General features: G+C 67.4%; 30 protein-coding genes. 26 read left to right on the plus strand and 4 right to left on the minus strand.

Annotated features, from left to right (window positions below):
• Window positions 1–6 precede the first annotated feature (6 nt).
• The 16 genes from HNP46_RS04260 to HNP46_RS04335 all read left to right on the plus strand — a co-directional run bounded on the left by HNP46_RS04260 (window position 7) and on the right by HNP46_RS04335 (window position 13,477).
• Window positions 7–354, plus strand: a complete 348-nt coding sequence (locus HNP46_RS04260; RefSeq protein WP_184586261.1) for a flagellar hook-basal body complex protein FliE — start codon at window positions 7–9, stop codon at window positions 352–354.
• Between the two features lie 9 nt (window positions 355–363).
• On the plus strand, window positions 364–2,058 hold the full coding sequence (fliF, locus tag HNP46_RS04265; protein WP_184586262.1) for a flagellar basal-body MS-ring/collar protein FliF: 1,695 nt from the start codon (window positions 364–366) through the stop codon (window positions 2,056–2,058).
• On the plus strand, window positions 2,036–3,076 hold the full coding sequence (locus tag HNP46_RS04270; RefSeq protein WP_184586263.1) for a FliG C-terminal domain-containing protein: 1,041 nt from the start codon (window positions 2,036–2,038) through the stop codon (window positions 3,074–3,076). Before fliF ends, HNP46_RS04270 begins: the two co-directional genes overlap by 23 nt.
• Before the next feature lie 6 nt (window positions 3,077–3,082).
• Window positions 3,083–3,781 carry a flagellar assembly protein FliH gene (fliH, locus tag HNP46_RS04275; protein WP_184586264.1) on the plus strand — a complete coding sequence of 233 codons (699 nt, stop codon included), beginning with the start codon at window positions 3,083–3,085 and terminating at the stop codon, window positions 3,779–3,781.
• Between the two features lies 1 nt (window position 3,782).
• A complete protein-coding gene (fliI, locus tag HNP46_RS04280) occupies window positions 3,783–5,114 on the plus strand; it encodes a flagellar protein export ATPase FliI (RefSeq protein ID WP_184586265.1) in 1,332 nt (443 codons plus the stop codon).
• Complete coding sequence (locus HNP46_RS04285; protein WP_184586266.1) at window positions 5,114–5,536, plus strand: flagellar FliJ family protein; 423 nt, start codon at window positions 5,114–5,116, stop codon at window positions 5,534–5,536. Before fliI ends, HNP46_RS04285 begins: the two co-directional genes overlap by 1 nt.
• Before the next feature lie 201 nt (window positions 5,537–5,737).
• Window positions 5,738–6,022 carry a flagellar biosynthesis anti-sigma factor FlgM gene (gene flgM, locus HNP46_RS04290; RefSeq protein ID WP_184586267.1) on the plus strand — a complete coding sequence of 95 codons (285 nt, stop codon included), beginning with the start codon at window positions 5,738–5,740 and terminating at the stop codon, window positions 6,020–6,022.
• Complete coding sequence (flgN, locus tag HNP46_RS04295) at window positions 6,019–6,459, plus strand: flagellar protein FlgN (protein WP_184586268.1); 441 nt, start codon at window positions 6,019–6,021, stop codon at window positions 6,457–6,459. Before flgM ends, flgN begins: the two co-directional genes overlap by 4 nt.
• A 632-nt stretch (window positions 6,460–7,091) precedes the next feature.
• Entirely contained in the window at window positions 7,092–8,441 is a 1,350-nt protein-coding gene (gene fliD, locus HNP46_RS04300; protein ID WP_184586269.1) for a flagellar filament capping protein FliD, read from the plus strand.
• Window positions 8,438–8,836, plus strand: a complete 399-nt coding sequence (fliS, locus tag HNP46_RS04305; RefSeq protein WP_184586270.1) for a flagellar export chaperone FliS — start codon at window positions 8,438–8,440, stop codon at window positions 8,834–8,836. The genes fliD and fliS overlap by 4 nt, the downstream gene beginning before the upstream one ends.
• Complete coding sequence (locus HNP46_RS04310; protein WP_184586271.1) at window positions 8,820–9,137, plus strand: hypothetical protein; 318 nt, start codon at window positions 8,820–8,822, stop codon at window positions 9,135–9,137. Before fliS ends, HNP46_RS04310 begins: the two co-directional genes overlap by 17 nt.
• Window positions 9,138–9,140: 3 nt before the next feature.
• Window positions 9,141–10,289 carry a flagellar hook-length control protein FliK gene (locus tag HNP46_RS36035; RefSeq protein ID WP_184586272.1) on the plus strand — a complete coding sequence of 383 codons (1,149 nt, stop codon included), beginning with the start codon at window positions 9,141–9,143 and terminating at the stop codon, window positions 10,287–10,289.
• 44 nt (window positions 10,290–10,333) lie between these two features.
• Window positions 10,334–10,822: a flagellar basal body-associated FliL family protein gene (locus tag HNP46_RS04320; protein WP_184586273.1), complete on the plus strand. Its 489-nt coding sequence runs from the start codon at window positions 10,334–10,336 to the stop codon at window positions 10,820–10,822.
• Between the two features lie 6 nt (window positions 10,823–10,828).
• Complete coding sequence (locus HNP46_RS04325) at window positions 10,829–11,590, plus strand: FliA/WhiG family RNA polymerase sigma factor (RefSeq protein ID WP_260403077.1); 762 nt, start codon at window positions 10,829–10,831, stop codon at window positions 11,588–11,590.
• 13 nt (window positions 11,591–11,603) lie between these two features.
• On the plus strand, window positions 11,604–12,476 hold the full coding sequence (gene motA, locus HNP46_RS04330) for a flagellar motor stator protein MotA (protein WP_138213252.1): 873 nt from the start codon (window positions 11,604–11,606) through the stop codon (window positions 12,474–12,476).
• Window positions 12,473–13,477, plus strand: a complete 1,005-nt coding sequence (locus tag HNP46_RS04335) for an OmpA family protein (RefSeq protein ID WP_184586274.1) — start codon at window positions 12,473–12,475, stop codon at window positions 13,475–13,477. Before motA ends, HNP46_RS04335 begins: the two co-directional genes overlap by 4 nt.
• Window positions 13,478–13,482: 5 nt before the next feature.
• Here HNP46_RS04335 and HNP46_RS04340 read toward each other — a convergent pair whose 3' ends face one another.
• The 3 genes from HNP46_RS04340 to lafA all read right to left on the minus strand — a co-directional run bounded on the left by HNP46_RS04340 (window position 13,483) and on the right by lafA (window position 15,964).
• Window positions 13,483–13,971: a hypothetical protein gene (locus HNP46_RS04340; RefSeq protein WP_184586275.1), complete on the minus strand. Its 489-nt coding sequence runs from the start codon at window positions 13,969–13,971 to the stop codon at window positions 13,483–13,485.
• Window positions 13,959–14,795 carry a winged helix-turn-helix domain-containing protein gene (locus HNP46_RS04345; protein ID WP_184586276.1) on the minus strand — a complete coding sequence of 279 codons (837 nt, stop codon included), beginning with the start codon at window positions 14,793–14,795 and terminating at the stop codon, window positions 13,959–13,961. Before HNP46_RS04345 ends, HNP46_RS04340 begins: the two co-directional genes overlap by 13 nt.
• 287 nt (window positions 14,796–15,082) lie before the next feature.
• The gene (lafA, locus tag HNP46_RS04350) at window positions 15,083–15,964 is read right to left on the minus strand and encodes a lateral flagellin LafA (protein ID WP_184586277.1); all 882 of its coding nucleotides are present in this window, start codon (window positions 15,962–15,964) and stop codon (window positions 15,083–15,085) included.
• A 357-nt stretch (window positions 15,965–16,321) separates the two neighbouring features.
• Here lafA and HNP46_RS04355 point away from each other — a divergent pair, with 357 nt between their 5' ends.
• The 6 genes from HNP46_RS04355 to HNP46_RS04380 all read left to right on the plus strand — a co-directional run bounded on the left by HNP46_RS04355 (window position 16,322) and on the right by HNP46_RS04380 (window position 22,125).
• On the plus strand, window positions 16,322–16,942 hold the full coding sequence (locus HNP46_RS04355) for a CDP-alcohol phosphatidyltransferase family protein (RefSeq protein ID WP_184586278.1): 621 nt from the start codon (window positions 16,322–16,324) through the stop codon (window positions 16,940–16,942).
• A 65-nt stretch (window positions 16,943–17,007) separates the two neighbouring features.
• Window positions 17,008–18,765, plus strand: coding sequence for a bifunctional alpha/beta hydrolase/class I SAM-dependent methyltransferase (locus HNP46_RS04360; RefSeq protein ID WP_184586279.1), 1,758 nt, complete (start codon window positions 17,008–17,010; stop codon window positions 18,763–18,765).
• The gene (locus HNP46_RS04365) at window positions 18,765–20,114 is read left to right on the plus strand and encodes a phosphatase PAP2/dual specificity phosphatase family protein (protein ID WP_184586280.1); all 1,350 of its coding nucleotides are present in this window, start codon (window positions 18,765–18,767) and stop codon (window positions 20,112–20,114) included. The genes HNP46_RS04360 and HNP46_RS04365 overlap by 1 nt, the downstream gene beginning before the upstream one ends.
• Window positions 20,104–20,550, plus strand: a complete 447-nt coding sequence (locus HNP46_RS04370) for a hypothetical protein (RefSeq protein ID WP_184586281.1) — start codon at window positions 20,104–20,106, stop codon at window positions 20,548–20,550. Before HNP46_RS04365 ends, HNP46_RS04370 begins: the two co-directional genes overlap by 11 nt.
• Before the next feature lie 14 nt (window positions 20,551–20,564).
• A complete protein-coding gene (locus tag HNP46_RS04375; RefSeq protein WP_184586282.1) occupies window positions 20,565–21,194 on the plus strand; it encodes a lysophospholipid acyltransferase family protein in 630 nt (209 codons plus the stop codon).
• A 1-nt stretch (window position 21,195) separates the two neighbouring features.
• The gene (locus HNP46_RS04380; RefSeq protein WP_184586283.1) at window positions 21,196–22,125 is read left to right on the plus strand and encodes a phosphatidate cytidylyltransferase; all 930 of its coding nucleotides are present in this window, start codon (window positions 21,196–21,198) and stop codon (window positions 22,123–22,125) included.
• A gap of 166 nt (window positions 22,126–22,291) precedes the next feature.
• On the opposite strand, the gene flgA is transcribed toward HNP46_RS04380, so the two are convergent.
• Window positions 22,292–23,089 carry a flagellar basal body P-ring formation chaperone FlgA gene (gene flgA, locus HNP46_RS04385; RefSeq protein ID WP_184586284.1) on the minus strand — a complete coding sequence of 266 codons (798 nt, stop codon included), beginning with the start codon at window positions 23,087–23,089 and terminating at the stop codon, window positions 22,292–22,294.
• Window positions 23,090–23,174: 85 nt separating this feature from the next.
• On the opposite strand from flgA, the gene flgB reads away from it, so the two are divergent.
• The 4 genes from flgB to flgE are packed head-to-tail and all read left to right on the plus strand — an operon-like array spanning window position 23,175 to window position 25,868.
• Window positions 23,175–23,540, plus strand: a complete 366-nt coding sequence (flgB, locus tag HNP46_RS04390; protein WP_184586285.1) for a flagellar basal body rod protein FlgB — start codon at window positions 23,175–23,177, stop codon at window positions 23,538–23,540.
• A gap of 4 nt (window positions 23,541–23,544) precedes the next feature.
• A complete protein-coding gene (gene flgC, locus HNP46_RS04395) occupies window positions 23,545–23,973 on the plus strand; it encodes a flagellar basal body rod protein FlgC (RefSeq protein WP_017521311.1) in 429 nt (142 codons plus the stop codon).
• Window positions 23,973–24,644 (plus strand): flagellar hook capping FlgD N-terminal domain-containing protein, encoded by a 672-nt coding sequence (locus HNP46_RS04400; protein ID WP_184586286.1) that lies wholly within the window; start codon window positions 23,973–23,975, stop codon window positions 24,642–24,644. The genes flgC and HNP46_RS04400 overlap by 1 nt, the downstream gene beginning before the upstream one ends.
• A 36-nt stretch (window positions 24,645–24,680) precedes the next feature.
• Complete coding sequence (gene flgE / locus HNP46_RS04405) at window positions 24,681–25,868, plus strand: flagellar hook protein FlgE (protein WP_184586287.1); 1,188 nt, start codon at window positions 24,681–24,683, stop codon at window positions 25,866–25,868.
• The last annotated feature ends 4 nt before the right edge of the window (window positions 25,869–25,872 follow it).

Here is a 25,872-nt window from a genome sequence, read left to right on the forward strand (position 1 = left end):
ACTTCCATGAGTTCGATCATGCAGGTGCAGCAGGACATGCTGGACCGGATGAACCGTTACGCCGACCTCGCCAGCGGTCCGGCCGTGCGGCCCGCCGCGCAGCTTGCCACGCAGTTTGACGAGCGCGCGCAGGCTCCCGGCATCGGCGCCAGCTTCGAGCAGGCGCTGCGCTCGGTGGACACCGAACAGCACAAGTCCAGCGCCGCCATGGCCGCGGTGGACAGCGGCCAGAGCGAAGACCTGGTCGGCGCCATGCTCCAGAGCCAGAAGGCCAGCGTGTCGTTCTCCGCGCTGCTGCAGGTGCGCAACAAGCTCACCGGCGCCTTCGACGAAATCATCCGCATGCCGCTGTAAGGACTGACAGTGCTGCAGAATCTCAAAGGGCGCCTGCCGCTCGACAAACTCAAGCTCGACCCGCGCCTGGGCCTGCTCGGCATCGCCCTGGGCGCCGCGCTGCTGGCGGCTGCCGTGGTCTTCTACCTGTGGCGCGACCAGGGTGCCTACCGCCCGCTGTACGGTGCCGGCGAGGCCTATCCGGCTGCCGAGGTGATGCAGGTGCTGGACGCCGAAGCCTTCGACTATCGCCTGCACCCGCAGAGCGGCCAGGTGCTGGTGCGCGAGGAAGACCTGGCGCGCGCCCGCATGCTGCTGGCGGCCAAGGGCGTGAAGGTCTCGGTGCCGGCCGGCTACGAGCTGTTCGACAAGGACGAGCCGCTGGGCACCAGCCACTTCCTCCAGGACGTGCGCCTCAAGCGCAGCCTGGAAGGCGAGCTGGCCCGCACCATCATGGGCCTGAAGGGCATCGAGCAGGCCCGCGTGCACGTCGCCCGCGAGGACAGCAACTCCTTCGTGGTCGGTCGCCGCGATCCGGCCAAGGCCTCGGTGCTGCTGCAACTGGCGCCCGGCCAGCGGCTGAGCCCGGAGCAGGTCGGCGCCATCGTCAACCTGGTGGCCGGCAGTGTGCCGCAGCTCAAGCCCGAAGACGTCAGCGTGGTGGACCAGAACGGCGTGCTGCTCTCGCGTGGCATCAACGGCGCCGGTGGTCCCGCGCAGAACTGGCAGGCGGTGGACGAGTACCAGCGCAAGGCCGTGGGCAACGTCGAGGAAGTGCTGGCGCCGGTGCTCGGCCTGGGCAACTACCGCATCAGCGTGTCTGCCGACATCGACTTCAGCCAGAAGGAAGAGACCCAGCAGGCCTACGGCGAGGCACCGCGCCTGCGCAGCGAATCCCTGCGCAACGAGAGCACCCTGGACCAGCTAGCCCTCGGCGTGCCCGGCTCGCTGAGCAACCGTCCGCCGGAACCGCCGCCGCAACAGCAGCAAGGGCAGAACAACGCCCAGGCTGCCAATCCGCCGGGCACCGGCAAGGTCGCCAGCACCGACAACAAGGCCGCGACCTCGACCCGCCAGGAAACCACCCGGCAGAACGACTTCGACCAGCGCGTCACCCACATCAAGTACCCGGCCTTCGCCCTGCGCCAGCAGAGCGTTGCCGTGGTGATCAACGCCGCCACCGCGCCCGAGGGCGGCTGGACCGACAAGGCCCGAGCCGACCTGGAAACCATGGTGAAGAGCGCCGTGGGCTTCAACGCCCAGCGCGGCGACCTGATCACCGTCAGCGTATTCCCCTTCGCCGCCACGGCGGTGGAAGAGTCTTCCGCCAGCTGGTGGGAAAGCAGCGCCCTGCAGTCGCTGGTGCGCTACACGGTGCTGGGCCTGATCGCGTTGCTGTTCCTGCTGTTCGGCGTGCGCCCGGCAGTGCGCAGCCTCACCCAGCGTGCGCAGCCGACGGCCACCGCCGCGCTGCCCGAAGGCAGCAGCGAGTATCCGCTGGCGGTCGACGCCGAGCGGCGCCTGGCGCTGGGCAGCGAAAGCGTCGGCGGGCTCAACGTGCTCGGCGAGCTGAACCCGCTCTCGGAAATCCGCCTGCCGGCGCCGGGCTCGGGCCTGGAGCACCAGATCGAGCATCTGCAGATGCTGGCGAAAAACGACCCGGAACGGGTTTCGGAAGTGATCAAGCACTGGATTGGCCGCAATGACCGACACGAGCCTGCCTGAAGAAACGAAAAAGCGCGGCCCGCAGCTGCGCGCCGTGAGCTCCCTGGAACAGGCGGCGATCCTCATGCTGAGCATGGGCGACGAAGCCTCTGCCGGCATCCTGCGCAACTTCAGCCGCGAGGAGATCGTCAGCATCAGCCAGGCGATGGCGCGGCTGTCCAACGTCAAGCAGAACACCGTGTCCGACGTGATCGGCCGGTTCTTCGACGACTACAAGCTGCAGTCCAGCATCAAGGGCGCCTCGCGCTCCTACCTCGCCGGCATGCTCGGCAAGGCGCTGGGCAGCGACATCACGCGCAACCTGCTGGACAGCATCTACGGCGAGGAAATCCGCGCCAAGATGGCGCGCATGGAGTGGATCGATCCCAAGCAGTTCGCCGCGCTGATCGCCAAGGAACACGCGCAGATGCAGGCGGTGTTCCTCGCCTTCCTGCCGCCGGGCATGGCCACCGACGTGCTCGAAGCGATGCCGGCGGAGCGCCAGGACGAGCTGCTGTTCCGCATCGCCAACCTCAGCGAGGTGAACAGCGATGTCATCGCCGAGCTTGAGCAACTGATCGACCGCAGCCTGCGTGTGCTTTCTACCCAGGGCTCGCAGGTGCGCGGGGTCAAGCAGGCGGCGGACATCATGAACCGCTTCAAGGGCGACCGTAACCAGATGTTCGAACTGCTGCGCGCCCATAACGACAGCCTGGTCGGCCGGATCGAAGACGAGATGTACGACTTCTTCATTCTTTCGCGACAGAACCAGGAAGTGCTGCAGACCCTGCTGGAAGTCATCCCGCTGGACGAGTGGGTGGTTGCCCTCAAGGGCGCCGAGCCCGAGCTGGTGCGCGCCATCCAGGGCGCCATGCCGAAGCGCCAGGCGCAGCAGATGGAGTCGATCAACCGCCGCCAGGGCCCGGTGCCGCTGAGCCGCGTGGAGCAGGTGCGCAAGGACATCATGGGCGTGGTGCGCGAGCTGGCCGCCGAGGGCGACCTGCAGGTGCAGCTGTTCCGCGAGCAGACGGTGGAGTAACCGGGCATGGCGATCAAAGTCATCAAGGCCGACAGCCGCCCCTGGCGCCCGTACCGCTTCCCGCCGCGCTGCGCCACCGCCAGCGCCGACAACCACGGCTGGGACAGCGACCCGGCGGCGCGCCAGCGCGCCATCTCCGAGGGCTTTCAGGAAGGCCTGGAGAAGGGCTATCAGGACGGTGTGGCCGAAGGCCGTGAAGCCGGCCTGCGCGAAGGTTTCGAAGCCGGCCGCCAGGACGGCCTGCGCAAGGGCCGCGACGAAGGCCGCGCCACCGGCCGCCAGGTGTTCGATGAAGCCAGTGCGCCGCTGCAGGCTGCCGTCGATGCCTTCACCGACTACCACCAGGCCTTCCAGGGTGCGCGGCAGAAAGAGCTGCTGGAGCTGGTGCAGAAGGTGGCGAAGCAGGTGATTCGCGTCGAGCTGACGCTCAACCCGACGCAGTTGCTGACCCTGGCCGAAGAAGCTCTGGCCGCCATGCCGGGCGAGCAGGGCGAGGTGCAGATCCTGCTCAACCCGGAAGAGTGCGCGCGCATCCGCGAGCTGAACCCCGAGCGCGCCGCCAAGTGGCGACTGGTGCCGGACGAGCGCCTGGCGCTGGGCGAGTGCCGCGTGGTCACCGCCCAGGCCGAAGCCGACATCGGCTGCCAGCAGCGCCTGGACAGCTGCATGGAAGCCCTGAGCGCGCACCTGCAGGACGAAGACTGAAATGGCCCTGGGCGACGGCTTCAAGCTCGAAGAAGCGCTGCGCTCGCTGGACTCGGTCCAGCTGGCGCGGGTCAGCGGTCGCCTGGTGCGGGTCTCCGGGCTGCTGCTGGAAAGCCTCGGCTGCCGGCGCATGACCGGCCAGCGCTGCTACGTGGAAGTCGCCGACGGCGAGCGCCTGGAAGCGCAGGTCGTGGGCTTCAACCGTGACATCACCTACCTCATGCCCTTCAAGAAGCCCGTCGGCCTGACCTCCGGCTCGCGGGTCTTCCCGGCACCGGACGAAGCTGTGCTGCATATCGATCATTCCTGGCTGGGGCGCGTGGTCAACGGCCTTGGCGAACCCCTCGACGGCCTCGGCAAGCTCGCCGGTCGCCACCCGTTGCCCAGCGAGCTGCCGCAGGTGAACCCGCTGCGTCGGCGCCCGGTGTCGGAGCCACTGGACGTCGGCGTGCGTGCCATCAACGGCCTGCTGACCCTGGGCAAGGGCCAGCGCGTCGGCCTGTTTGCCGGCAGCGGCGTGGGCAAGAGCGTGCTGCTGGGCATGATTACCCGGCAGACCAAGGCCGATGTGGTGGTGGTCGGGCTGATCGGCGAGCGCGGCCGCGAGGTGCAGGAATTCATCCTGCATTCCCTCGGCCCGCAAGGCCTGCAGAAAGCCGTGGTGGTGGTGGCGCCGGCCAACGAGTCGCCGCTGATGCGCCTGAAGGCCACCGAGCTGTGCCACAGCATCGCCGCCTACTTCCGTGACCAGGGCAAGGACGTGCTGCTGCTGGTCGATTCGCTGACCCGCTACGCCATGGCCCAGCGCGAGATCGCCCTGGCCCTGGGCGAGCCGCCGGCCACCAAGGGTTATCCGCCATCGGTGTTCGGCATGCTCCCGGAACTGGTGGAAAGCGCCGGCAACGGCGAGGGCGAGACAGGCAGTCTGAGCGCCATCTATACGGTGCTGGCGGAGGGCGACGATCACCAGGACCCGATCGTCGACTGCGCCCGCGCCATCCTCGACGGGCACATCGTGCTGACGCGCCGGCTGGCGGACGTCGGCCACTATCCGGCCATCGACATCGGCGCCTCGGTCAGCCGCTGCATGAGCCAGGTGGCGGACCCGCTGCATCTGGCCGCGGCGCGGCAGTTCAAGGAATTCAGCGGCACCTACGAGCGCATCAAGGAGCTGATCCCGCTGGGCGGCTACACGCCGGGCATGGACGTGAAGACCGACCGCGCCGTGCAGCTGGCGCCGATGCTGGAACGCTACCTGCGCCAGGAGACGGCTGACGGCGCCGAACTGGGCAACAGCGTCGCCACCCTGCAAAGCATCGTCGGGGGCCGCTGATGAAGGCGCAGATCGACATGCTCGGGCGCCTGGCCGACGTGCGCGGCGGCAAGGTCCGCGAGTTGCTGGGCCGGGTGAATTACCAGCAGAACCTCTGCCAGCGCTACCGCAACAACATCACCGGGCTGGACCGCCTGTGCGGCTTCAGCGTGGCCACCAGCACGCCGCTGCAGCGGCACAACCAGCAGCAGTACAAGGCCACTTTGCACAAGATGCTGCAGTTGCAGCGCCGCGAGCTGGAAGTCGCCGAGCAGACCCTGGCGCGCATCCAGGGCGAACTGATGGTCGCCATGCGCAGCGAGAAGGTCCTCACGCAAGTCATCGAGGCCAAGATCGGCCAGTGGCAGCTGCAGCTGGCGCAGCAGGAGCAGAAGATCCAGGATGGCCTCGCCGCGCAGTCCTGGTGGCGGGCGCGGGCTTGAGCACGGGAATGGCGGATAACGCGTTCCGCGTTATGCGCCCTACGCAGGAACCCATGACGGAACCTCGACCTGTAGGGCGAATAACCGATTGCGGTTATCCGCCGATTCGAGCGCAATCGGCGCCAGTGAATACAGCATTTAAGTTTTCCTTCGCGGCGGTCGCCCTCTGAGGGAAAGCCCCAGAACATTCGGATACCCACCATGGAAATCACCCGGCAACTGACCAGCGTTGCGCTGGCCACCAGCGAGTCCGCCAGGACCGCGCGCAGCGAGCCTACCGCCCCGGTGGCGCAGGCCAGCGCCAGCGCGCCGGTCAATGATTCGCTGCGCCTGGACGAGATGCAGGAAACCCTGCGCGCCATGCCCGACGTGGATCAGGCCCGCGTCGCGGAAATCCGCCGCGCCCTGATGAATGGCGAGTTGCAGAACGACACCAGCGTGCTCGCCAGCAGCATCCTCTCCTACCACCGCGGCAGCGACGCATGACCCAGCGCGCGCGGCTGCTGCAGGTGATCGAGCAGGACGTCCAGCAGGACGGCCGCGATTGCCTGGCGCTGCGCGACCGCCTGCAGGAGCTGTATCGCCACCTGCTGGCGCGGGACAGCGCGCAGATCGAAGCGCTGAACCCGGACATCCAGGCGCTGCTCGAGTCCGTCGCCGCCCGCGCCCAGCGCCGCAGCCGCGTGCTGCGCGCCTTCCACCTGCCGATGGACGCCGACGGCATGCGCACCTTGCTGTCCAACTACCCGCCGCCGCGTCGCGAGGAGCTCCAGCAGGAGTGGCTGCAACTGGGCCAGCTCACTGCCCAGTGCAAGCGCCTCAACGAACGCAACGGCAAGCTGCTGGCGATGCACCACGACATCCTCAGCCAGCTGATGGGCGACCCGCGCGAGCAGGCGGTGTATTCCCGCCAGCTGTACTGAGCGCGGCGTCGATCCCTTCATCCGCTGGTTGGTTCGGCGCAAAGCGGTTCGCGAGCAAGCTCGCTCCTACCGCTGAACTCCGGTGTGCTCTTCGTAGGAGCGGACCTTGTCCGCGAAGTCCTGAAGCAGCTCCCGTGGCGAAGGTTGAATGCCCCTGTCGGCGCAAGCGCAGTATTGAAGCGTTTCCCGATCGATGCGGATTTCGTCGCGATGGATTTCGCGGACAAGGTCCGCTCCGACGGGAAGTTTCTGCGCTCGGGCCGACTCTCTCCCGGAGGGAGAGGGGATAGGCCAGTGCAGGGAGCAGCCATAGTGTCAGCCGGCACGGACGGCCCCCTCTCCCTCTGGGAGAGGGCTGGGGTGAGGGAAAGCCGCCGCACCCAGCGTCCGAACAAGCTCACCGCACCCACAAAAACATCCGCCAGCCGCCCTTAACCAATCCCACTCCACGGTCGCCCTTTCCCTGCATCAGGGCGTGCGCCCGGCAGGCGGAAAGGCCGCTTCCCGCTGCGCGCCAAAGCACCCCGGGCGGAAGTGAAACTTCTCCCCGGTAAACCCGCAAAGCCCCGCACGGCGGGCCTTCCGGCATTGGCATCGTAATTGCTCTTCCGGCATGAAAGAGGTGGAACCAGATGGCGACCATAGATTCCGATTACGTCAAAAGCATGGCCCAGCAGCTGGCCACGTACGAAGTGCAGAACGGCCTGAACAAGGCCGACCGCAACAAGTCCTCGTACCAGTCCCAGCTGACCGCGGTGACCTCCCTGGAGTCGGCGCTCAAGACCTTCTCCAGCGCGGTGAAGAGCCTGCAGGGCGTGACCGGCAGCAACGCCAGCATGCTGGTGAACAGCGCCACCACCAGCAAGGACGGCTACCTGACCGCCAAGGTGGACAAGAACGCCGTGCCCGGCAGCTACGACTTCTTCGTCGAGCAGCTCGCCACCAGCCACCAGCTGTCCTTTTCCGGCCTGCAGGCCGGCGACATCGACACCCAGGGCACCCTGACCATCGGCCAGAACGGCAAGTCCTTCGATATCGACCTGAGCAAGGTCGACACCGACGGCGATGGCGCCAACTCGCTGGACGAGCTGGCCGCGGCGATCAACAAGGCCAGCGACAACACCGGGGTGAAGGCCACCCTGGTGCGCAGCAACGGCCAGGTGTCGCTGGTGCTGGGCGCCGAGAAGTCCGGCGCAGCGAATGCCATCAGCCTGTCGCTGAGCGGCACCGACGGCGCCAACAGCGCCTTCGAGAACGCCATCGGCAACCCGCAGGAGCTGTCCAGGGCGCAGGATGCCCGCGTCCGCCTGGGCGGCGAGAGCGGCATGCTGCTGACCAACGCCAGCAACACCTTCGACAACATCATCGACGGCGTCAGCGCCACCTTCACCCAGGCGCAGAAGTCCGGCGAGCAGCCGATCCGCCTGACCGTGGCGCAGGACCAGAGCGAAACCAAGAAGAAGGTGCAGACCTTCATCGACGCCTTCAACGCCCTGGCCAGCACCATCGACAGCCTGACCGCCGCCGGCGACCAGAGCGGCAATGCTCGCGGCGCCCTGGCCGGCGACTCCAGCGTGCGCGCCATCGACAACGCGCTGAACCAGATGGTCCGCACCAGCTTCGGCGGCGCCAACCTGATCTCCCTGGGCATCAGCGCCGATCGCAGCGGCAAGCTGACCCTCGACGCCAGCCGCTTCGAGAAGGCCATCAGCAGCGACCCCGAGGCCCTGGACAAGCTGTTCATGAGCAAGGGCAACCTGCTCGACAGCCTGGACAAGGGCGTCGCCGTCTACACCAACAGCACCAACGGCGTCATGAAGAACCGCAAGGACGCCCTGAACAACAGCCTGCGCCGCGTCGACGATGACTACGACAACCTGCAGAAGCAGTACGACACCTACTACGCGCGCTACCTCAAGCAATACACCTCGATGATGCAGACCATGCAGTCGATGGACCAGACCAGCGGGATGTTCGGATGAGCGCCTACGGCATGAACGAAAGCTACGACAGCTACCGGATGATCGACCTGGAGTCCAAGGCCGCGTCGTCCTCGCCCTATGAACTGGTGCTGGTGCTGTTCGACGGCCTGCTCGACGAACTGGCCCGCGCCCGCGGGCACATCGAGCACAAGCGCTACCAGCAGAAGGGCCGCTCCCTGGAGAAGTGCCTGAACATCCTCAACGGCCTCAACGGCGCCCTCGACTACGAGAACGGCGGCGAGACCGTGCAGGGCCTGGCGCGCCTGTATGACTACTGCATCTACCGCCTCTCCGACGTCAGCGTGTCGCTGGAGGTCGCCGGCATCGACGAAGTGGTGCGCCTGCTGGGCATCCTGCGTGAAGGCTGGGAGGGCGTGAGTGCCGCCCGTGGATGATCGCCAGCGCCTGCTGCTGCTGTACGAACGCCTCGGCGGGGCGCTGCAGCGCAAGGACTGGAAAGCCATGGGGCAGGTCGACCTGGCGATCCGTGCGCAACTGGTGGCGATGTCGTCGCAGACCGAGCTGGCCGCCGACGTGCTGCTGGCCAGGAAACACCTCAAGCGCCTGCACGAGCAGGCGTCGCAGGCCTGCGCCGAGGAGTGCGAGCGCCTGCGCCGCCTGCTGCTCTCGCACCTGGAATACGCCGAGGGCCGCTCGGCGTACCTGCAGGTGGACACCTACCAGGAGGGTCGCTAGACCGTGATCCAGCTACCGACTCAATCCCTGCCGAACACCGACCGCGGCGCGCCTGCGGTGGCCGAAGCGCGTCCGCAGCAGCCTGCCCACGACGATGCTGCGGTGGCCGGATTCCGCGCGCGAGACGAGCAGCCCGGCGCCGCTGAACGCCGGCTCACGGTGCAATCCTTCCTGGCCCAGTTCGACACCGCGCAGGTCGAGCATTCGCTGCCGCCATCCGACGCTGCATTGCCGGTGCTGCCCGAGGCGCTGCCGGCGGAAACCCGCGACAACGAGGTGCAGGAGCCGGCCGGGGAACCTTCGCCCTCCGGCGCGGAAAACTGGCTGGCTGGGATGCTCAGCCAGGCCGGCCTGGTGGTGCAGGCGCGGTACAATCCGCCCGCGCAGACCCGCGCCCAGGTCGCCGGCTTCGCCACCCAGGCGGCGGATGCTTCCGTCCAGCCGGCACCCGCCGCCGTGAAGCCGGAAGACCTGCTGCTGCCGCCCGCCGAGCTCTCCGAAGAGCCCGCCAAATCCACAACGCCAGCGCCCCGCGAGGCCACTCAGAGCCAGGCGCAGACCCTGCTCCAGCAGCACCTGGCCGCTACCGCGCAGGCACCGGATTCCACAGTGCCAACGCAGCCGACCGTTGCGCTCGATGCGCGCCTGCCGGCCACCGATGGCAACGCCCAACCCGCCATCGCCACACCACCGGTATCGCCGCTTTTCGACCGACCGCTGCACCTCAAGGGCAACAACGAGGCGCACTGGGGCGAGCAGATGCTCGGCGCGCTGCGCGACAACGTCGACCTGCAGATCAGCCAGCGCGTGCAGAACGCCACGATCCGCCTCGACCCGCCGGAGCTGGGCGCCCTGGAAATCCTCGTGCGTCACGAAGCCGGCCAGCTCAACGTGCAGATTTCCGCCAGCAACGGCGACGTCGTGCGCCTGCTGCAGAACACCAGCGAGCGCCTGCGCCAGGATCTGGTCGGGCAGAACTTCCTGCAGGTCAACGTGCAGGTCTCGCCGGACTCGCAGTCCGGCCAGCCGGGCCAGCAGCAGCGCCAGCGCTTCACCGACGAGCAGGCCGTGGTCGACGCCAACCCGCGCGATGCGCAGTCGGGCCAGCGCTCCGCGCCGCGAGGCGACAGCGACGTACTGATTACCGTGTAGGCCGCCAGCGGCCCCTACTTCCACAGGATTTTTCGAGAAACCCCATGTCCACGCCGCGTCTCGTTCTACTGATGCTCATCGTGAATATCGCCGTCGTACTGGGTGGCGTGTTCATCAACTACCAGATGATCAAGTCTGCCAGCCTCGGCCCGGCCGCCGCTGCCGCCGACAAGGACGGCAGCAAGGAAGAAGCCAAGGAAGAGGAAGAGCAGGAGAGCGCCGAATACCTCTTCGTGCCGGTGGAGAAGATCATCGTCAGCTCCCGTGGCGAGGACCGCGAACACTACTTCGTGATCGACCTGGTGCTGCAGGCCAAGGCCGAGCAGGAGCGCAAGAAGCTTGAGAGCGTTGCGCCGATGGTGCGCAGTTCGGTGGTCGCCAACCTGACCCCGGAGAAGTTCGAAGTGCTGCGCGCGATGCCCATCGGCGAGGTGCAGACGCGCCTGGAAAAGGCGGTGATCGACGACTTTGCCGCGCGCAAGGTGGTGGTGCCTTTCGAGCACGTGCTGCTCAGCAAGATGATCGTCCAGTAAGCCGTGATGCACGCCCTTCGCGATCCTGCCCTCAGCCATGCCAGCGGCGCCGCCGGCTACGCCAGCCCCGATGGCGGCCACGCGCGCCTGTCGCCGGCAGCCGAACAGCGCTGGATGATGCAGTACCTGCCGCTGGTGCGGCGCATCGTCAGCCAGCTGTCGCTGCAGGCCAACCAGGTGCTGGATCGCGAGGACATGGAGCAGATCGGCCTGATGGGCCTGCTCGAAGGCCTGCGCCGCTATGGCGAGCCGGATGAGCAGTTCGGCCGCTTCGCCGCGCTGCGCATCCGCGGCGCCATCCTCGACGAACTGCGCCGCCAGGACTGGCGCCCGCGCCAGGTGCGGCAGCAGGCGCACAAGGTGCGTGATGCGATCCGCTCCCTGGCCCGCCGGCTCGGCCGGGTGCCCAGCGACGAGGAAGTGCTCGCCGCCACCGGCCTCGACGAAGCCGGCTACCAGGACTACCTGCGCGCCGAATCCTCCGAGGCCATCGAGAGCTTCGACGCGCTGCTGCAGAACGGCCACGACGGCGTGCAGGGCAGCGGCGACGTGCTGGAAGAACGGGTGCTCAAGGAGCGCCTGCTGGCCCAGGCCCTGGAGCGCCTCAACGAGCGCGAGCGGCTGATCCTCAACCTGTATTACCAGCACGAGCTGAACCTCAAGGAAATCGCCCTGGTGCTGGAGCTGACCGATGCGCGCATCTGCCAGCTGATGAAGCAGGCGATCGGCAAGTGCAGCCGTTTCCTCAACGACCCCGACACTCTCTGAAGAACCCACAACCATGCAGAAAATCATCGGCGCCCTGATCATCATCGCCGCCGTGCTCGGCGGCTACGCCATGGCCCACGGCGACATGCGCGCGCTCTGGCAGCCGGCGGAGATGCTCATCATCCTCGGCGCGGGCCTGGGCACCCTGGTCGTTGCCAACCCGCGCGAAGTGCTGCTGGAGATGTGCTCGCAGATCAAGGGCGTGTTCGTCTTCAAGCGCCGCGGCGAAGAGTTCCAGCGCCAGCTGCTGATGCTCCTCTACGAGCTGCTGGAGATGGTCGACGTCGGCGGCCTCAAGGTGCTCGACGCGCACATCGAGGAGCCGGAGCAGAGCGACCTGTTCGCCCGCTACCCGCTGATCCTCCAGGAGAAGAACCTGATGGCGTTCATCGCCGACAACTTCCGCCTGATGGCCATGGGCAAGATCAGCGCCCACGAACTCGAAGGCTTCCTCGAACAGGAGCTGGACGCCATGGAGCACGCCCTGCTGCAGCCGTCCAAGTCGCTGCACAAGGTCGGCGAGGCGATGCCCGGTTTCGGCATCCTCGCGGCGATCCTCGGCATCATCATCACCATGGGCAACATTGGCGGCTCGGTGGCCGAGATCGGCGCCCACGTCGCCGCCGCGCTGGTGGGCACCTTCTTCGGCATCTTCGTCTGCTACTGCCTGATGGACCCGCTGTCCAACGCCATGTCGCAGCGGGTGAAGACCGAACTGTCGGCGCTGGAGTGCGTGCGCACCACGCTGGTCGCCCATGTCGCCGGCAAGCCCACGCTGCTGGCGGTGGACGCCGGGCGCAAGCTGATCGAGCAGGACGTCAAGCCGGCCTTCAAGCAGCTGGAGACCTGGGTCACCCGCTATGAGGAAGAGCGGGACGCAGCATGAAGAAACGTGCCGACAAGCACAGCGAAGTCATCATCAAGCGGCGCAGCAAGAAGGGCCACGATGATGAACACGGCGGTGCCTGGAAAGTCGCCTTCGCCGACTTCACCCTGGCGATGATGGCGCTGTTCATGGTGCTGTGGATCGTCCACCCGCAGACCGAGCCGCAACCGGTGGCGGTGGGCGATCAGGATGCCAACCCGGTGGTGGATGGTGGCGCCGGCGTGTTCGATGGCGCCAGCCGCACGCCCGTCGAACTGGACGGCATGCCGCAGCCGCTCAAGACGCCGGAGAAACCCGCGCCGCAGCTGGCGCTGGATGCCGGCAAGCCGGGCAAGGCCGGCGAGCAGGCGCAGGACTCCAGCGTGCAGCAGGACGGCACAGGCCGCCAGTACGACAGCCGCGAGGACCTGCGCGAGCTGGCCGAGCTGATCCGCCAGGTCTCCGGCCAGGTCGATGCGCTGGCCAACATCGAGGTGAGCGTGGTGCCGCAGGGCCTGCGCATCCTGATCAAGGACGACCAGCAGCGCTTCATGTTCGCCCGTGGTCAGGCCACCCTCGACCCGCATTTCCAGACCCTGCTCGGCGCGCTGTCCGGCGTACTGGCCAAGGTGCAGAACAAGCTGATCCTCAGTGGCCATACCGACGCCGTGCAGTACCGCCGGGCCGATGGCTACAACAACTGGAACCTCTCCGGCGACCGCGCCCTGCGCGCGCGCAACGTGATGGTCGACAGCGGCCTGCCGGCGGCGCACGTGCTGCAGGTGGCGGCCCAGGCCGACGTCATGCCGCTGCGTCCGGAGGACCCGGAGAACGGCGCCAACCGGCGCATTGAAATCCTGTTGCTGACCCAGCGTGCGGAGAGCCTGTACCGGGAAATCTTCGGCGAGAGTTATGCACAGGTGCACTACTCGGAGTCGGGGGCGCGGCTGGTGGCACCCAGGGTCGAACCGGCGCCTGGCTCAACGGAAGCGACGCCGGCTGCTCCGGCGGCAGCGCCTTGAGGAATTCAGCGGCCGGGTTGCCGGCGCGGGCAGAACACCTGGCGGGTTTCCACGCCATACAGGCAGCCACCGAGGGGTTCGAGGGTGATGTGCGCGCCGCGCTGGCGGCCGTACAGCAGGTTGAAGATCAGCTCGCTGTCCAGGCCGCTGTCGGCCTGCAAGTTGCTGATGCTGTTCTCCTCGACCTGCAGCTGGTAGCGCCCGCCCAGGTCGCTGCCGACGTTGCCGGAGACTTCGAGGATGTTGGCGTCCTGCTGGATCATCGAGTAGAAGCGCCCCTCATGGACCATGGTGGTCTGGGCGATGTCCAGCACCCGGCCGTTGCCCAGCACCACCTGCCCGGACGAGGCGTAGCGGCCATCGATGGGCGAGCTACTCTTGCCGTGCTTCCACAGCATGCCCAGGGCCAGCGCCAGGCAGATCACGCCCAGCAGCGAGATGAGCAGGCAGCGGCGCGCCACACCGAGCTGGCCGCGCAGGTTCAGTTCAGGCACTTGCGCAGTTGCTCCTGGGGAATCCGGGCGACCTGGCTCTCGTGGATCAGCAGCCAGTTGGAATTGCCTTCGGGCTGCACGCAGACCAGCTCGTAGAAGCCCGAGGTCATGTGCAGCAGCAGCGAGATCGGCCGGCTACCCAGTGCGGCCAGCTGGTGCGCCAGGGGCCGGGTCGTGCGGATCAGCCGTTGCAGTTCCTGCTGGTCTTCCTCGACGTAGGTGATCTGCAGCGCGCCGACCTGCTCCTGGGCGGTGAGGACCGGGCTGCGCAGCTGGGTGTAGTAGAAGGCGGCGCAGAGCACCAGCAGGCCGAACAGGCACAGGCTGCCGGCGACGATTTTAAGGCGCCGGGGATTGGGCGCCGTCGGCGATTGCCGGGGGACCGGCAGCGGGATGACCTCCGGCTCGGCGTCGGCCTCTTCGGCGTCATTCTGCGGCGCGGCGGTCACCAGGTACTGCGGGTTGAACATGTAGCCGCGGCGCGGCAGGGTCTGGATGATCTGTCGCTGCTTCTCGTCCGCCAGCACCTGGCGCAGGGTGTAGATCTGCTGGTTGAGGCTGCCCTGGCCGACCACCCGGTCGGACCACGCATGGGTCAGCAGCTCGTCGCGCGCCACCACGTCTCCCGGGCTCTGCAGCAGTCGTTCGAGCACGCGGCTGCCGGAAAATCCCAGGTCGATGCGCTCCACCTGGCCGTCACGGTCGAGGTCGAGTTGATAGAGCGCCGGGTAGAACTGCGCGGTGCAGTCGGAACGGCCGGTACGGAGGGTCAGGCAGGCGACGGCAGGCCGACTGTCCGCAGGCGTTGAAGTGAATGTGCTCATCTTGCCCTTGCGAGCCGCTCCCTGGACGGTCGCGGGGAATCTCCACGGGTGGTGGAGGCAGAGGCATTATTTTGACGTCAGAAAAATGTGGGTGCAAGTTCTGAATTTTGCACACCCGTGCTTGCAATTTTCACACAAGCCACGAAACCACCGGCGCAGACAGGCCGCTCTGCGACCCGCGGTCGCACGACCGTCTGTCAGCGGACCCGCAGACAGCACAGCGCCCCGCCGGGGCGGGGCGCTGCTGCGGTGGCTGCGCGAGGCGAGGGCCCCGCGCGGACCGGGCCTTAGCCCAGCAGGCCCATGATCATGCTGGGCATCTGGCCGGCTTGCTTGAGCATGGAGATGCCCGACTGCATGAGCATGGAGTTCTTGCTCATGTTGGCGCTCTCGACGGCGAAGTCGGCGTCCATGATGCGGCCCTTGGACAGGTCGGTGTTGTCCTTCATGTTGGCCAGGTTGTTGGAGGTGTGCTGCAGGCGGTTGATGTTCGCACCGAACTGCGCGCGCAGGGCGCCGATGGCGTCCAGGGCATCGTTGGCCAGGTCGATGGAGTCGTTGGCGCCGGAGATGGTCTCCAGTTCGGTGCCATCAGCCGAGGTGGCGGCGAACTGCTTGGTCAGGGCGCCGAAGGCGTCGGTCACGGCCTTGAGCTCGGTGGAAACGTCGACGTTGAGGGTCTCGGCCTTGTCCGAACCGATCTGGAAGGTCACGCCACCGGTGGTGCCGAACTTGCCGCTGGCGCCGTCGACGCCGAACAGTGCATCGCCGCCGAACTTGGTGTTGGCGATGATGTTCTTCAGTTCCTTGCCCAGTTCGTTGAACTCGGCGGACAGCGCCTTGCCGTCGTCGGTGGTGTTGGTGCCGTTGGCGGCCTGGGTGGACAGGTCCTTCATGCGCTGGGTGATGTCGGTCAGCTCGCTGAAGGAGCCGTCGGCGGTCTGCATCAGGGAGATGGCGTCGCTGGTGTTGCGCATGGCCACGTCCATGCCGCGGGACTGGGCATTCAGGCGGGTGGCGATCTGCAGGCCGGCGGCGTCGTCGGCGGCGGAGTTGATCCGCAGGCCGGTGCCCAGGCGCTGCTGGTTGGTGGCCAGCAGGTTGTTGGTCTTGCCCAGGTTGCTCTGGGTGATCAGGGAGGAGTAGTTGGTTTGAATCGACAAGGCCATGGTGGACTTCCTGTATGAGCTGGATGAAGCCGGCGTTGTGCCTGCTGAAGGGGTAAGGCGACAGTTCGCGGGGAAGGATTAAGGGCGTAGGAAAAATAATTGGCGTGGGGATTCCGGCGCTGCCCTGCGCGGCTTGCAGCCGCCGGCGGAATGTTCGTCCTACGGCGCAAAGTGGCGGACCAGAGCCTTCGGCTGCGAGGTGAGGAGGGCGGAGCTGGCGAATCTGTGTCTTTTCCCCTCGGATAGGTCATCTATGGTGTTGAGACGTGTCTTACAGCCCTGGAGCGGGCGTGCCGCTAAGCTCGTCGGGTCCGCAAGGCTGTGGGCAGTTCGCATCGAACGCTGAGAAGGAACTTCATGATCTCCGTCTACCAACTCAAGTCACGCTTCCAGAACCTGTTGCGCCCCCTCGTCACCCGCCTGTTCGAGCGCGGCGTCACGGCCAACCAGGTGACGCTGGCGGCCTGCGGCCTGTCGCTGCTGGTGGCCCTGGTCGTCGCGCTGCTGGCCAGCCATGCCTGGGTGTTCCTGCTGATCCCGCTGTGGATGTTCCTGCGCATGGCCCTCAACGCCATGGACGGCATGCTCGCCCGTGAATTCGGCCAGCAGTCGAAGCTGGGCGCCTACCTCAACGAACTCACCGACGTGATCGCCGACAGCGCGCTGTACCTGCCTTTCGCCCTGCTGCCGGGGGTGACGCCGGCGCTGCTGGTGCTGGTGGTCCTGCTGGCGCTGATCAGCGAATACAGCGGCGTGCTCGGCGTGATGGTCGGCGCTTCGCGGCGCTACGACGGCCCCATGGGCAAGAGCGACCGCGCGCTGTGCTTCGGCGTGTTCGGCGCCGGGGTGGCCAGCGGGCTGCTGCCGCTCACCTGGCTGGACCCGCTGCTGGGCGTGGTGGCGCTGTTGCTGCTGCTGACTATCGTCAACCGGGTGCGCCGCGGCCTGGCGGAACCACCGCAAGAACGAGCCGGCTGAACGCCGGTAGAACCCCTTCGGGTGGGGACGGGAAAGTCCCCGATAGCCTTCGAACAGAGGAAGTTATGCGCGAATCCACGACTCACCATTTCGTCACCCATGACGGCGTCGAGCTGTTCTACCGCCACTGGCCGGCTGCTGCCGGCAGCGCTGAGCCGCGCCGTGCGGTGCTGCTGTTCCACCGTGGCCACGAGCATTCCGGGCGCATCGGCCACCTCGCCGACGAACTGGACCTGCCCGGCTTCGACGTGTTCGCCTGGGACGCCCGCGGCCACGGCCAGTCGCCCGGCGCGCGCGGCGACAGCCCGAGTTTCGGCACCAGCGTGCGCGACGTGCAGACCTTCGTCGAGCACCTCGCCGCGACTCACGGCGTCGCCGTCGAGGACATGGCCGTGGTCGCCCAGAGCGTCGGTGCGGTGGTCGCCTCCACCTGGGTGCACGACTACGCGCCGCCGATCCGCAGCCTGGTGCTCGCCTCGCCGGCGTTCAAGGTCAAGCTCTACGTGCCCCTCGCCCGGCCGGGCCTGAAGCTGGCGCGCTGGTGGCGCGGCAACTTCTTCGTCAACAGCTACGTGAAGGCGAAATTCCTCAGCCACGACCCCGAGCGCATCGCCTCCTACGACAGCGACCCGCTGATCGCCAAGGCCATCTCGGTGAACGTTCTGCTGGGCCTCTACGAAGCCGCCGATCGCGTGGTGGCCGACGCCCAGGCGATCCAGGTGCCGACCCAGCTGCTGATCTCCGGCTCCGACTTCGTGGTGCACCGCAAGCCGCAACAGCGCTTCTTCGACAACCTGGGCACGGCGCGCAAGGAACTCCACGTGCTGCCCGGCTTCTTCCACGACACCCTCGGCGAGCTGAAGCGCGAGCAGGCGACCCAGCGCGCGCGGCGCTTCATCCTCGAATGCTTCGCCCGCGAGCCGGAGCGCACGGACCTGCGCGATGCCGACTGCTTCGGCTATACCTGCGCCGAGGCCGAAGCCCTGGCCACGCCGCTGCCGGCCTGGTCGGTGCGCGACCTCTACTGGCGCGCCACCCGCGCCAACATGCGCCTCGGCCGGTTGCTGTCCGACGGCATCAACCTCGGCTTCCAGACCGGCTTCGATTCGGGCAGCACCCTGGACTACGTCTACCGCAACCAGCCCAAGGGCGCCGGCCCGGTCGGCCGGATGATCGACCGTACCTACCTGGAATCCGCCGGCTGGCGCGGCATCCGCCAACGCAAGGTGAACATCGAGGAGCTGCTGCGCCAGGCCATGGCCGAGCTGCGCGCGCAGGGCCGCGAGGTACGCATTCTCGACATCGCCGCCGGCCACGGGCGCTACATCCTCGAAGCGCTGCAGGGCGTCCAGCCGCTGCCGGAAAGCGTGCTGCTGCGCGACTACAGCGAACTGAACGTGCGCGAAGGCTCGGCGCTGATCGAGCGCCTGGGCCTGCAGGAGCGCGCGCGCTTCGTCCAGGGCGATGCCTTCGATGGCGCGGACCTTGCCGCCGTCGAGCCGAAACCGACCCTGGCGGTGGTTTCCGGTCTCTATGAGCTGTTCGCCGACAACGCCATGGTCAGCGGTTCGCTGGCCGGGCTGGGCGAGGCGGTGGAGGAGGGCGGCTACCTGATCTACACCGGTCAGCCCTGGCACCCGCAGCTGGAACTGATTGCCCGCGCGCTGACCAGCCACCGCGCCGGCCAGGCCTGGGTGATGCGCCGCCGCACGCAGCTGGAGATGGACCGGCTGGTGGCCGCCGCCGGCTTCCGCAAGCTGGCCCAGCGCATCGACGAGGACGGCATCTTCACCGTCTCCCTGGCCCGCCGGGAGCGCAGCTGATGGCATCCTTGCCACTGCGCGAACCCGGCGTCCTGCGTCGCGCGGTGATCTGGCTGCTGTGCCTCGGGCCGTTCTTCTTCCTCAGCTACGGCTTCGCCAACTGGGTGGCCGGGCAGCGCGAGTCGGTGGGCGTGCTGGTGTTCGACTGGGAGCGCGGCATGCCGCTGTGGCCCTGGACGATCATTCCGTACTGGTCCATCGACCTGCTCTACGGCCTGTCCTTCCTGCTCCCGCGCACCCGCCGCGGGCTGGACTGCCATGCGCTGCGCCTGCTCACCGCGCAGGTCGTGGCGGTCGCCTGCTTCCTGCTGTTCCCGCTGCGCTTCAGCTTCGAGCGGCCCATGCTCGATGGCTTCTTCGGCCTGCTGTTCGACCTGCTGATGGGCTTCGACAAGCCGTTCAACCAGGCGCCGTCGCTGCACATCGCGCTGCTGGTGATCCTCTGGGTGGCCTACGGGCGCTACGCCCAAGGCTTCACGCGCTGGCTGCTGCACGGCTGGTTCGCCCTGATCGGCCTATCGGTGCTGACCACCTGGCAGCACCATTTCATCGACGTGCCCACGGGCGCGCTGCTGGGCTTCTTCTGCGTCTGGCTGTGGCCCCGCGAAGTGCGCTCGCCATGGCAGGCCTGGAGCCTCAGCGACAATCCGCAGCGTCGGCGCCTGGCGGGTCTGTACGCTGCCGGGTCGCTGCTGTGCCTGGTGCTGGCGCTGGCAGGCGGCGGCCCGTGGCTCTGGCTGTGCTGGCCGGCGGTATCCCTGGCGCTGGTCGTGCTGTGCTACCTGGGGATCGGCCCGGTGGGCTTCCAGAAGCGCCTGGACGGCCGCCATTCGACGGCGGTCGCCTGGCTGCTGGCGCCCTACTGGCTGGGCGCGTGGCTCAACGCGCGCTGGTGGACCCGCCACCATCCGCAGCCGGACGAAGTGCTGCCCGGCCTCTGGCTCGGCCGCCTGCCGGACTGGTACAAGCCGTGGCACCTGCCGAGCCTGGCGATCCTCGACCTCTGTGCCGAACTGCCCTGCACCGCCCTGACCCGTCGCTACGACTGCCTGCCCTGGCTGGATCTGGTTGCACCCAGTGCCGAGCAATGCCGGCAGGGGGCCGAGCTGATCGACCAGTTGCACCGCGACGGTCCGTTGCTGGTCTGCTGTGCGCTGGGCTATTCGCGCAGTGCCACCCTGGTGGCGGCGTGGCTGCTGATTTCCGGGCGCAGTGCCACGGTGGAGGAGGCGCTGGCGCTGATCCGCCAGGCACGCCCGCAGGTGGTGCTCAAGGCCGAACAACGGGCGGTGCTGGCGCAGATCGCCGGCCAGCCGCATCTGCCGGAGGAGGTGAGCCATGCCGGCTGATCCTGGCCTGATCCTGGTGGCCAGCCTGCTGCGTCGCGGCAGCAGCCTCAACGGCCTGTCTTCCGCGCTGACCGTGCTGGCCCTGGCACTGGGTTTCTACGGCGTGCTGATGGCCAGCGCCACCCTGGCGTTCAGCCTGGGCATGGCGCTGCTGGTGCTGCTGGGCCTGGCGCAGAAGTTCTACGCCATGCGCGTGGCGCTGGACGCCGACCTGTTCCAGGCCATGGCCAACGCCGGCGACGCGCTGGCGGAGAAGACCCGCCAGCTGGACGATGCCCTCGCCACCTACGCCGGCGTACCGGCCGCCAAGGCCGGGCGCCCGTGGAGCGAGCGCAGCCGCGGCGCCCTCGCCCTGCTGCGTCGGCAGGCGCTGCTCTGCGCGGCGCAGTGGCTGCTCGCGCTGCTGATCCTGATCACCCTCACCTTCCAATCCTGAGGAACGTACCCGGAATGCTGGAACGACTCTTCGCCTACGCCATCATCGCCGGCGCCCGCGCGGTGACCGGCCTGCGCAGCCTGTGGATCGGCACCACGCCGATCCCGGTGCAGCGCATCTATTACGCCAACCACAGCAGCCACGGCGATTTCGTGCTGCTCTGGGCCTCGTTGCCGCCGCAACTGCGCGCCCGCACGCGCCCGGTTGCCGGCATGGACTACTGGGGCAAGGGCGGCCTGCGCGGCTTCATCATCAACCGCGTGTTCAATGGCGTGCTGATCGACCGCTCGCGTGGCGCCGAGGGCGGCAATCCGCTGGAGCCGGTGGAGCGCGCGCTGGCCGACGGCGACTCGCTGATCCTGTTCCCCGAAGGCACCCGCAACCTCGACGAGGAAGTGCGCCTGCTGCCGTTCAAGAGCGGCATCTACCACCTGGCCAAGGCCCATCCGCAGGTGGAGCTGGTACCGGTGTGGCTGGACAACCTCAACCGCGTGATGCCCAAGGGCCGTGCGTTGCCATTGCCGCTGCTGTGTACCCTGAGCTTCGGCGCGCCGCTGGCGGTGCAGGAGGGCGAGGCCAAGGAAGCCTTCCTCGAACGCGCCCGCGAGGCGCTGCTCAACCTCGCCGCCACGGAGGGCCGCTGAGATGAACCAGACCTGGCTGCTGTTCGGCGGCATCGGCGCCATCCTCGTCCTCGCCTCGCTGGTCGGTGCGGTGCTGCGCTGGAAGGCGCCGGCCGGACCGCACGCGGTGATCGACAACCTCAACGCGCGGATCAACGCCTGGTGGGTGATGGTGGCGGTGATCGGCTGCGCCTTCGCCCTCGGCTACTGGGCGGTGATCCTGCTGTTCTACGGCGTGTCCTTCTACGCCCTGCGCGAGTTCCTCACGCTGATGCCGACCCGCCGCAGCGACTACCCGGCGCTGGTGGCGGCGTTCTACTTCGTGCTGCCGATGCAGTACCTGCTGATCGGCATCGGCTGGTACGGGCTGTTCTCCATCTTCATCCCGGTCTACGTGTTCCTCCTGCTGCCGATCCTCGCCTCGCTGGGCGGCGACTCCAAGCACTTCCTCGAACGGGCCTCGAAGGTGCAGTGGGGGCTGATGCTGGCGGTGTTCTGCATCTCCTACGTGCCGGCGCTGCTGACCCTGGAAATCGCCGGCTACGAGGGCCGCAACCTGCTGCTGATCGCCTTCCTGGTCATCGTCGTGCAGTTGTCGGACGTGCTGCAGTACGTCTGCGGCAAGCTGATGGGCAAGCGCAAGATCGCGCCGAACCTGTCGCCGTCCAAGACCGTGGAAGGCTTCATCGGCGGCGTGACGCTGGCCACGCTGATCGGTGGCTCGCTGTGGTGGATCACCCCGTTCACCTTCTGGCAGGCGCTGTCCTGCGCGCTGATGATCAACATCCTCGGCTTCTTCGGCGGGCTGGTGATGTCGGCGATCAAGCGCGACCGCGGAGTGAAGGACTGGGGCCACATGATCGAAGGCCACGGCGGCATGCTCGACCGCCTGGATTCGGTGTGCTTCGCGGCGCCGGTGTTCTTCCACTGCGTGCGCTATTGGTGGACCTGATACGCCGCGTCGGGGCGCTGCACGGCGGATAACGCTGGCGCGTTATTCGCCCGACGGGCATTTCGTAGGATGGCGTGGAGCGAAGCGATACCCATCGATATTCCGGCACAGGAGCCGATGGGTATCGCAAGCTCCACCCATCCTACGTAAAGCTGCTCCGCGGCATTCAGAAGAGGCTGCTGACCTCGCCTGACGCCGTCACCTTCGCCTCGATGATCTTCTGGCTGCGCAGGTTCTTCACCCGGATCACCTCGTCCTGCCTGCCGTTGGCCAGGGCTTCGCCGACGGCGCTGGCCTGGATGCCGTCCTGGCTGGCGATCATCTTCACCTGCTGCCCGCGACGCACCAGCAGGGCACCGTCGAGCAGCGCCGGGGTCAGCGGCTGGTCGGCGCGGATGCGGCGGCGGGCGGTCTTGCCGGTCACCTCGGCGATGTTGGTGAAATAACTCCGCGAACCCTTGCCGATCTCCAGGGGCGCGAGCCTGAGCTGGGTCGCTTCCAGCGTCTGGCCGCGCTCGATCACGCCACGGGCGACCACGCCGGGCAGGTACACCCTGGGCTGGCTGATGAAGCTCACCGGCCACCCGGATTGCCCCGCGCAGGAGGCTTCGAAGCGCCACCGCGCGCTGACCGTGGCGGGTGTTTCGAGCAGCCGCAGCTGCGGTGCGTTCGGGCAGGCGGCGAGCTTGCCCAGGCTGTTGGGCAGGTTGTTGTCCAGGGTGAACGTCATGCCTTTCCAGCCGGCCTTGCGCGCGGCTTCCTTCAGCTCGGCAGCCACCTGCCGCTGCGCCGCTTCTTCGAGTTGCGTGCGGGCATCCTGGGCTTGTGCCAGGACGGGAAGCAGCAGGAGGAAACAGGCGGAAAGGGCCTTTCCGCATCCTGCGCCGCGGTGCGTCGAAAGCGGAAAAGCGGCGTTGCGCACGCTGCCGGCAACGGCGCGTAAAGCCTGATAAATCAACGACATGAAGCGATATTCCGGGGTGGGCATGCTTTGTGCTCTGTCGCTGCGCACGCCGAAAGATGGCCGAACGACGGGAGCGGGTTGCGCGATGAGTATACGGTTTGACGAGACCCTGGGTATCCACGAGAGAGCCCTCTCGCTGCACATGCAGCGCAGCGAAATCCTCGCCTCCAACCTGGCCAACGAAGACACCCCCGGCTTCAAGGCGCGGGACATCGACTTCGCCGCCGAGATGCAGCGCCAGGACAGCTCCAGCGTGCTGCTGGCAAGTACCCGCCCGGCGAGCCCGGACCTGAAATACCGCATCCCCAACCAGCCCTCCCAGGACGGCAACAGCGTCGAGCTGGCCACCGAGCAGGCGGAGTTCTCGCGCAACGCGATGGACTTCCAGACCAGCCTGACCTTTCTCACGATGAAATTCCGCGGCCTCAAGCAGGCCATCGAAGGACGCTGACGCCATGGCATTCGATTCCATCTACCGCATCGCCGGCTCGTCGATGAACGCGCAGACCGTGCGCCTGAACACCGTGGCCAGCAACCTGGCCAACGCCGATTCCGCCGCCAACAGCCCGGACGCCGTGTACCAGGCGCGCAAGCCGATGTTCGCCGCGGTCTACGAGAACGACCAGCTCACCCGTGGCGCCGGCATGGGCGGCGCCCATGTGCAGGTGCTCGACGTGGTGACTTCCGGCCGCGCGCCGCAGCGCCGCTACGAGCCCGGCAGCCCGCTGGCCGATGCCACCGGCTACGTCTACTACCCTGACGTCAACGAGATCGAGGAGATGACCGACATGATGTCCGCCACCCGCAGCTTCGAGACCGGCGTGGAAGTGCTCAACCGGGTGAAGAGCATGCAGTCCAGCCTGCTGAAACTGGGAGACGCGTGATGAGCACGGTGAACAACGACACCAGCGGCAGCAGCACCAATGGCACCTCTTCGGACACCCCAAAGCAGGCGGTGAACCTCGGCGAGATGACCGACATGGAGAACAGCTTCATCACCCTGCTGGTCGCCCAGGTGCAGTACCAGGACCCGACCAAGCCGGTGGACAGCACCGAGTTCATCAATCAGTACTCGGCCATGGCGCAGGTCAAGAGCATGCAGAACATGACCACCCTGCAGCAGAACAACCTGGTGCTGATGGACAACCTGCAGACGCTCACGGCCGCCGGTCTGGTCGGCCAGCAGGTGAAGGTCAGCGCCGACAGCCTGCAGCTGGACGGCGACCAGGTGAGCGGGCAGATCACCCTGGAGCATGCCTCGGCCACCACCGTGCTGCAGCTCACCGACGCCAACGGCGTACGCACCGACATCACCCTCGGCCCGCAGGAAGCCGGTGCCGTGCCGTTCACCGTTGACCCGCAAGCGCTGGGTCTGAAGCCGGGCAAGTACAGCCTGGCGGTGAAGACCGAGAGCGGCGAGACGCCGGGCATCGAGGTCTCCGGCCTGGTGCACAACGTCCGCGTCAGCGCCGACGGCCCGGTGCTGGAAGTCGAGGGCGCAGGCTCGGTGCCCTTCTACAAGATCGTCGAATTCAGTCAGGGCCAGGCCGCCTGAGCGCCTGCATTTCCCCTCTTAGGATGAGATAACGCCATGAGCTTCAACATCGCCCTGACCGGCCTGAACGCCGTCACCCAGCAGCTGGACACCATCAGCAACAACATCGCCAACTCCGGCACCGTCGGCTTCAAGTCCTCGCGCACCGAGTTCGGCAGCGTCTACGCCGACAGCAAGGGCATGGGCGTGGAAGTCACCGGCACCACCCAGAGCATCAGCCAGGGTGGTTCGCTGGTGTCCACCAACCGCGCGCTGGACCTGGCCATTTCCGGCGGCGGCTTCTTCGTGGTCAAGAGCGGCAACGGCGACACCCAGTACACCCGCGCCGGGGTGTTCAGCCAGGACAACGCCAACTACCTGATCAACGCCACCGGCCAGCGCCTGCAGGGCTACCCGACCGACGCCGCCGGTAACCTGCTGGTGGGCACCGTCTCCGACCTGCAGGTGAAGACCGCGAACCTGCCGGCCAAGGCCACCGACAAGCTGGAGTTCGTCGCCAACCTCGACTCCAACGAGAAGGTGCCGGCCATCTCGCCGTTCGACCCGCAGAAGGTGGAAACCTACAACTCCACCTACACCAGCAAGATCTACGACTCCCAGGGCAAGGAACACACCCTGACCCAGTACTTCGTGCTGACCGGCACCAACACCTGGGACGCGCACTACGCGGTGGACGGCAACGCGGTCGGCGCCACCCAGGCGCTGAGCTTCGCCCCGGATGGCTCGCTGTCCTCGCCGATCGCCTCGGTGCCGGTGAGCTTCAACCTGCCGGGCGTCGACCCGATGAACATCGCCCTGGACTACACCGGCACCAGCCAGTACGGCTCGGACTTTGTCGTCACCACCAACCGCACCACCGGCTATGCCGCCGGCGAGCAGACCGGCATCGCGGTGGAGAACGACGGCAAGGTCTACGTCAATTACAGCAACGGCCAGCGCATGCTGCAGGGCCAGGTCGCCCTGGCCAACTTCGTCAACAGCGGCGGCCTGCAGAACCAGAGCGGCACCGCCTGGACCGAGACCTCCGCCTCCGGCGCTCCGCTGATCGGCGTGCCCGGCATCGGCCAGTTCGGCGCGCTGTCGGCCGGCAACCTGGAAGGCTCCAACGTCGACATCACCCAGCAACTGGTGGGCCTCATGGAAGGCCAGCGCAACTACCAGGCAAACACCAAGGTGATGACCACCGACAAGGAACTCACCCAGGTGCTGTTCTCGGCCATCTAAGGAC

It is taken from the genome of Pseudomonas nitroreducens, from assembly GCF_014204515.1.
GTDB lineage: Bacteria > Pseudomonadota > Gammaproteobacteria > Pseudomonadales > Pseudomonadaceae > Pseudomonas > Pseudomonas nitritireducens_A.

Bases quoted from the DNA above. Each gene is read 5' to 3' on its own strand.
- fliI (WP_184586265.1), top strand. From the start codon at position 3,783: ATGGCCCTGGGCGACGGCTTCAAGCTCGAAGAAGCGCTGCGCTCGCTG.
- flgC (WP_017521311.1), top strand. From the start codon at position 23,545: ATGGCATTCGATTCCATCTACCGCATCGCCGGCTCGTCGATGAACGCG.
- HNP46_RS04370 (WP_184586281.1), top strand. From the start codon at position 20,104: ATGCCGGCTGATCCTGGCCTGATCCTGGTGGCCAGCCTGCTGCGTCGC.
- flgE (WP_184586287.1), top strand. From the start codon at position 24,681: ATGAGCTTCAACATCGCCCTGACCGGCCTGAACGCCGTCACCCAGCAG.
- flgA (WP_184586284.1), bottom strand. From the start codon at position 23,089: ATGTCGTTGATTTATCAGGCTTTACGCGCCGTTGCCGGCAGCGTGCGC.
- fliH (WP_184586264.1), top strand. From the start codon at position 3,083: ATGGCGATCAAAGTCATCAAGGCCGACAGCCGCCCCTGGCGCCCGTAC.
- flgN (WP_184586268.1), top strand. From the start codon at position 6,019: ATGACCCAGCGCGCGCGGCTGCTGCAGGTGATCGAGCAGGACGTCCAG.
- HNP46_RS04365 (WP_184586280.1), top strand. From the start codon at position 18,765: ATGGCATCCTTGCCACTGCGCGAACCCGGCGTCCTGCGTCGCGCGGTG.
- HNP46_RS04345 (WP_184586276.1), bottom strand. From the start codon at position 14,795: ATGAGCACATTCACTTCAACGCCTGCGGACAGTCGGCCTGCCGTCGCC.
- HNP46_RS04260 (WP_184586261.1), top strand. From the start codon at position 7: ATGAGTTCGATCATGCAGGTGCAGCAGGACATGCTGGACCGGATGAAC.
- flgB (WP_184586285.1), top strand. From the start codon at position 23,175: ATGAGTATACGGTTTGACGAGACCCTGGGTATCCACGAGAGAGCCCTC.
- flgM (WP_184586267.1), top strand. From the start codon at position 5,738: ATGGAAATCACCCGGCAACTGACCAGCGTTGCGCTGGCCACCAGCGAG.
- fliS (WP_184586270.1), top strand. From the start codon at position 8,438: ATGAGCGCCTACGGCATGAACGAAAGCTACGACAGCTACCGGATGATC.
- HNP46_RS04375 (WP_184586282.1), top strand. From the start codon at position 20,565: ATGCTGGAACGACTCTTCGCCTACGCCATCATCGCCGGCGCCCGCGCG.
- fliD (WP_184586269.1), top strand. From the start codon at position 7,092: ATGGCGACCATAGATTCCGATTACGTCAAAAGCATGGCCCAGCAGCTG.
- HNP46_RS04320 (WP_184586273.1), top strand. From the start codon at position 10,334: ATGTCCACGCCGCGTCTCGTTCTACTGATGCTCATCGTGAATATCGCC.
- HNP46_RS04335 (WP_184586274.1), top strand. From the start codon at position 12,473: ATGAAGAAACGTGCCGACAAGCACAGCGAAGTCATCATCAAGCGGCGC.
- HNP46_RS04355 (WP_184586278.1), top strand. From the start codon at position 16,322: ATGATCTCCGTCTACCAACTCAAGTCACGCTTCCAGAACCTGTTGCGC.
- HNP46_RS04285 (WP_184586266.1), top strand. From the start codon at position 5,114: ATGAAGGCGCAGATCGACATGCTCGGGCGCCTGGCCGACGTGCGCGGC.
- HNP46_RS04360 (WP_184586279.1), top strand. From the start codon at position 17,008: ATGCGCGAATCCACGACTCACCATTTCGTCACCCATGACGGCGTCGAG.
- motA (WP_138213252.1), top strand. From the start codon at position 11,604: ATGCAGAAAATCATCGGCGCCCTGATCATCATCGCCGCCGTGCTCGGC.
- lafA (WP_184586277.1), bottom strand. From the start codon at position 15,964: ATGGCCTTGTCGATTCAAACCAACTACTCCTCCCTGATCACCCAGAGC.
- HNP46_RS04400 (WP_184586286.1), top strand. From the start codon at position 23,973: ATGAGCACGGTGAACAACGACACCAGCGGCAGCAGCACCAATGGCACC.
- HNP46_RS04380 (WP_184586283.1), top strand. From the start codon at position 21,196: ATGAACCAGACCTGGCTGCTGTTCGGCGGCATCGGCGCCATCCTCGTC.
- HNP46_RS04270 (WP_184586263.1), top strand. From the start codon at position 2,036: ATGACCGACACGAGCCTGCCTGAAGAAACGAAAAAGCGCGGCCCGCAG.
- HNP46_RS04325 (WP_260403077.1), top strand. From the start codon at position 10,829: ATGCACGCCCTTCGCGATCCTGCCCTCAGCCATGCCAGCGGCGCCGCC.